The organism is Thauera sp. AutoDN2, assembly GCF_051280715.1.
In the GTDB taxonomy this organism is placed as follows: domain Bacteria; phylum Pseudomonadota; class Gammaproteobacteria; order Burkholderiales; family Rhodocyclaceae; genus Thauera.
Window position 1 is genome coordinate 1 of sequence record NZ_JBNCAR010000067.1, and the last position, 5426, is coordinate 5426.

Genomic DNA, 5426 nt, shown 5'->3' on the forward strand with positions numbered 1-5426 from the left:
TGTAGACGCACGAACGCCCTGATGATTTAATTTTCATCAGGGCGTTGTGTAGTTGGGTTAGTCTGACGATGACCTACTTTCACGAGGGCGGACCTCACTATCATCGGCGCATGTGCGTTTCACGGTCCTGTTCGGGATGGGAAGGGGTGGAGCCACACAGCTATGGTCGTCAGACTTTGACTTGTTCTTCAGCGTTTTTTTTGCTGAAGCAAAGTTAGGAAGAAGTGTTGTGTGATTGTCTGTCGATCGTTGTAGATCGTCAGAGAGTCGAGTTCGTTTTGTTTTGAAGGTTATAGGATCAAGCCACACGGGCAATTAGTACCGGTTAGCTGAACGTGTTGCCACGCTTACACACCCGGCCTATCAACGTTGTGGTCTTCAACGACCCTTCAGGGGGCTCGAGGCCCCGGGGAAGTCTCATCTTGAGGCGAGTTTCCCGCTTAGATGCTTTCAGCGGTTATCTCTTCCGCACTTAGCTACCCGGCGATGCGACTGGCGTCACAACCGGTACACCAGGGGTGCGTCCACTCCGGTCCTCTCGTACTAGGAGCAGGCCCTCTCAAACTTCCAGCGCCCACGGCAGATAGGGACCAAACTGTCTCACGACGTTTTAAACCCAGCTCACGTACCACTTTAAATGGCGAACAGCCATACCCTTGGGACCGGCTACAGCCCCAGGATGTGATGAGCCGACATCGAGGTGCCAAACTCCGCCGTCGATGTGAACTCTTGGGCGGAATCAGCCTGTTATCCCCAGAGTACCTTTTATCCGTTGAGCGATGGCCCTTCCATACAGAACCACCGGATCACTATGACCTGCTTTCGCACCTGCTCGACTTGTGGGTCTCGCAGTCAAGCCACCTTTTGCCATTGCACTATCAGTACGATGTCCGACCGTACCTAGGTGACCTTCGTACTCCTCCGTTACCTTTTGGGAGGAGACCGCCCCAGTCAAACTGCCCACCATGCACGGTCCCCGACCTGGATTCACAGGCCTGGGTTAGAACCTCGACGACACCAGGGTGGTATTTCAAGGATGGCTCCACCGGAACTGGCGTCCCGGTTTCATAGCCTCCCACCTATCCTACACAAGTCCCGTCAAAGTCCAATGCAAAGCTACAGTAAAGGTTCATGGGGTCTTTCCGTCTAGCCGCGGGGAGATTGCATCTTCACAAACATTTCAACTTCGCTGAGTCTCAGGAGGAGACAGTGTGGCCATCGTTACGCCATTCGTGCAGGTCGGAACTTACCCGACAAGGAATTTCGCTACCTTAGGACCGTTATAGTTACGGCCGCCGTTTACCGGGGCTTCGATCAAGAGCTTGCACCCCATCACTTAACCTTCCGGCACCGGGCAGGCGTCACACCCTATACGTCCACTTTCGTGTTTGCAGAGTGCTGTGTTTTTAATAAACAGTCGCAGCCACCGATTCTCTGCGACCCCGTTCCGCTCCGGCCGCGAGGGCCTTCACGTACCAGGGGCATACCTTCTCCCGAAGTTACGGTATCAATTTGCCGAGTTCCTTCTCCTGAGTTCTCTCAAGCGCCTTGGTATTCTCTACCAGCCCACCTGTGTCGGTTTGCGGTACGGTCACTCTATGACTGAAGCTTAGAGGCTTTTCCTGGAAGCTGGGTATCACTCACTTCGAACCACAAGGGTTCTCGTCATCACGCCTCATCTAAGCCCGGCGGATTTGCCTACCAGGCACGACTACACGCTTAAACCACCTATTCCAACAGATGGCTGAGCTAACCTTCTCCGTCCCCCCATCGCATCATAGAGCGGTACAGGAATATTGACCTGTTTCCCATCGACTACGCATTTCTGCCTCGCCTTAGGGGCCGACTCACCCTGCGCCGATGAACGTTGCGCAGGAAACCTTGGGCTTACGGCGAGGGTGCTTTTCACACCCTTTATCGCTACTCATGTCAGCATTCGCACTTCCGATACCTCCAGCATCCCTTACGAGACACCTTCGCAGGCTTACGGAACGCTCCCCTACCACGTGTCAAAGACACATCCGCAGCTTCGGTTCATGGCTTGAGCCCCGTTACATCTTCCGCGCAGGACGACTCGACTAGTGAGCTATTACGCTTTCTTTAAAGGGTGGCTGCTTCTAAGCCAACCTCCTAGCTGTCTATGCCTTCCCACCTCGTTTGCCACTTAGCCATGCATTTGGGACCTTAGCTGGCGGTCTGGGTTGTTTCCCTCTTGACACCGGACGTTAGCACCCGATGTCTGTCTGCCGTATATCACTTTGCGGTATTCGGAGTTTGCTATCGCGGGGTAGATCGCAATGACCCCCCCAACGATTACAGTGCTCTACCCCCGCAAGTGTCCGTACGACGCACTACCTAAATAGTTTTCGGGGAGAACCAGCTATTTCCGGATTTGTTTAGCCTTTCACCCCTATCCACAGCTCATCCCCTAACTTTTCAACGTTAGTGGGTTCGGACCTCCAGTACCTGTTACGGCACCTTCATCCTGGCCATGGATAGATCATCCGGTTTCGGGTCTACGCCCTGCAACTCAGTCGCCCTTATCAGACTCGCTTTCGCTACGCCTCCCCTACTCGGTTAAGCTCGCTACAGAACGTAAGTCGCTGACCCATTATACAAAAGGTACGCAGTCACCCCTTACGAGGCTCCCACTGTTTGTATGCATGCGGTTTCAGGATCTATTTCACTCCCCTCCCGGGGTTCTTTTCGCCTTTCCCTCACGGTACTGGTTCACTATCGGTCGATCACGAGTATTTAGCCTTGGAGGATGGTCCCCCCATCTTCAGACAGGATTTCTCGTGTCCCGCCCTACTTGTCGCACGCTCAGACCCGCCACCGGCTTTTCGCATACGGGACTATCACCCTGTATCGTCGGACTTTCCAGACCGTTTTGCTAAGCTGATGGTTTAGTCGTGCAGGCTGTTCCGTGTTCGCTCGCCACTACTTACGGAATCTCGGTTGATTTCTGTTCCTGCGGCTACTTAGATGTTTCAGTTCGCCGCGTTCGCCTCCTCAGACCTATGTATTCAGTCTGGGATACCCCTTGCGGGGTGGGTTTCCCCATTCGGACATCGTGGGATCAAAGCTCTATTGCCAGCTCCCCCACGCTTTTCGCAGGCTTACACGTCCTTCATCGCCTGTGATCGCCAAGGCATCCACCACATGCACTTAGTCGCTTGATCCTATAACCTTGGGCCCTCTTCGATCTTGCGATCTCGAAGACCCCTCGTACAGGAACGAACTCGTTTGTGCGATCCGGCACTACGCTGACAAGCTCAGCGCCGGATCAATGCAATCACACAACTTGCAGTACGCACCGGCTCGGTACGTACTACACTTCTTCCACTTTGTTAAAGAGCAAACCTCTGTGCCCGACCGCCGAAGCGACCGATCAAGAAGTAAGAGATGACAGCCGCCGCGCATGCGCACAGCGCCGGCATTTCTTACTTCTCGCCTTGAGTCCTGGTGGAGCTGGTCGGGATCGAACCGACGACCTACGGCTTGCAAAGCCGCCGCTCTCCCAGCTGAGCTACAGCCCCATTTCTGCTTTCGAGCAACCATTGATTGGTGGGTCTGGTTGGGTTCGAACCAACGACCCCCGCCTTATCAAGACGGTGCTCTAACCAGCTGAGCTACAGACCCTCTCATCCGAGGCTCTTTTCGCCTGAACAACCGATAAGTTGTGGATACTTGGCCGTACGCGGCCTGTTCTCTTGAAAGGAGGTGATCCAGCCGCACCTTCCGATACGGCTACCTTGTTACGACTTCACCCCAGTCATGAATCTCACCGTGGTAAGCGCCCTCCCGAAGGTTAAGCTACCTACTTCTGGTGAAACCCACTCCCATGGTGTGACGGGCGGTGTGTACAAGACCCGGGAACGTATTCACCGCAGCATGCTGATCTGCGATTACTAGCGATTCCGACTTCACGTAGTCGAGTTGCAGACTACGATCCGGACTACGATCGGCTTTAAGGGATTGGCTCCACCTCGCGGCTTGGCAACCCTCTGTACCGACCATTGTATGACGTGTGAAGCCCTACCCATAAGGGCCATGAGGACTTGACGTCATCCCCACCTTCCTCCGGTTTGTCACCGGCAGTCTCACTAGAGTGCCCAACTAAATGATGGCAACTAGTGACAAGGGTTGCGCTCGTTGCGGGACTTAACCCAACATCTCACGACACGAGCTGACGACAGCCATGCAGCACCTGTGTTCTGGCTCCCGAAGGCACCCTCGCCTCTCAGCAAGGTTCCAGACATGTCAAGGGTAGGTAAGGTTTTTCGCGTTGCATCGAATTAATCCACATCATCCACCGCTTGTGCGGGTCCCCGTCAATTCCTTTGAGTTTTAACCTTGCGGCCGTACTCCCCAGGCGGTCGACTTCACGCGTTAGCTGCGTCACTCAGTGCATTGCTGCTCCGAACGACTAGTCGACATCGTTTAGGGCGTGGACTACCAGGGTATCTAATCCTGTTTGCTCCCCACGCTTTCGTGCATGAGCGTCAGTACAGGCCCAGGGGGCTGCCTTCGCCATCGGTGTTCCTCCACATCTCTACGCATTTCACTGCTACACGTGGAATTCCACCCCCCTCTGCCGTACTCTAGCCTTGCAGTCACAAACGCAGTTCCCAGGTTGAGCCCGGGGATTTCACATCTGTCTTACAAAACCGCCTGCGCACGCTTTACGCCCAGTAATTCCGATTAACGCTCGCACCCTACGTATTACCGCGGCTGCTGGCACGTAGTTAGCCGGTGCTTCTTAGTCCGGTACCGTCATCCATGGCCTATGTTAGAGACCACGATTTCTTCCCGGCCGAAAGAGCTTTACAACCCGAAGGCCTTCTTCACTCACGCGGCATGGCTGGATCAGGGTTGCCCCCATTGTCCAAAATTCCCCACTGCTGCCTCCCGTAGGAGTCTGGGCCGTGTCTCAGTCCCAGTGTGGCGGATCATCCTCTCAGACCCGCTACGGATCGTCGCCTTGGTGGGCCTTTACCCCACCAACTAGCTAATCCGACATCGGCCGCTCCAATCGCACGAGGTTCCGAAGAATCCCCCGCTTTCCCCCTCAGGGCGTATGCGGTATTAGCGTAGCTTTCGCTACGTTATCCCCCACGACATGGGCACGTTCCGATGCATTACTCACCCGTTCGCCACTCGCCACCAGGCCGAAGCCCGTGCTGCCGTTCGACTTGCATGTGTAAAGCATGCCGCCAGCGTTCAATCTGAGCCAGGATCAAACTCTTAAGTTCAATCCAGCAAAGTACTCAAAATACTGACTTACATCAGCATGAGCACCAATCATTGTGAAACCATCGCCGAAGCGATTCGACCACAACAACCAAGCACCCACACTTATCGGTTGTTCGACTTTTTAAAGAACCGCTGCCACCCGGCAGCGAAGAAGCGAGATTATGATCAAC

General features: G+C 54.5%; 2 tRNA genes and 3 rRNA genes. All 5 read right to left on the reverse strand.

Features of this window, described 5'->3' with window-relative positions:
* Positions 1–60 precede the first annotated feature (60 nt).
* A 5S ribosomal RNA gene (gene rrf / locus ACPT9U_RS17185) occupies positions 61–174 on the reverse strand.
* Between the two features lie 120 nt (positions 175–294).
* A 23S ribosomal RNA gene (locus ACPT9U_RS17190) occupies positions 295–3182 on the reverse strand.
* A 281-nt stretch (positions 3183–3463) separates the two neighbouring features.
* A tRNA-Ala gene (locus ACPT9U_RS17195) sits at positions 3464–3539 on the reverse strand.
* 26 nt (positions 3540–3565) lie between these two features.
* Positions 3566–3642, reverse strand: a tRNA-Ile gene (locus ACPT9U_RS17200).
* A 74-nt stretch (positions 3643–3716) separates the two neighbouring features.
* Positions 3717–5255, reverse strand: a 16S ribosomal RNA gene (locus ACPT9U_RS17205).
* Together the 16S, 23S and 5S rRNA genes with 2 tRNA genes alongside form the textbook arrangement of a ribosomal RNA operon.
* Between the last annotated feature and the right edge of the window lie 171 nt (positions 5256–5426).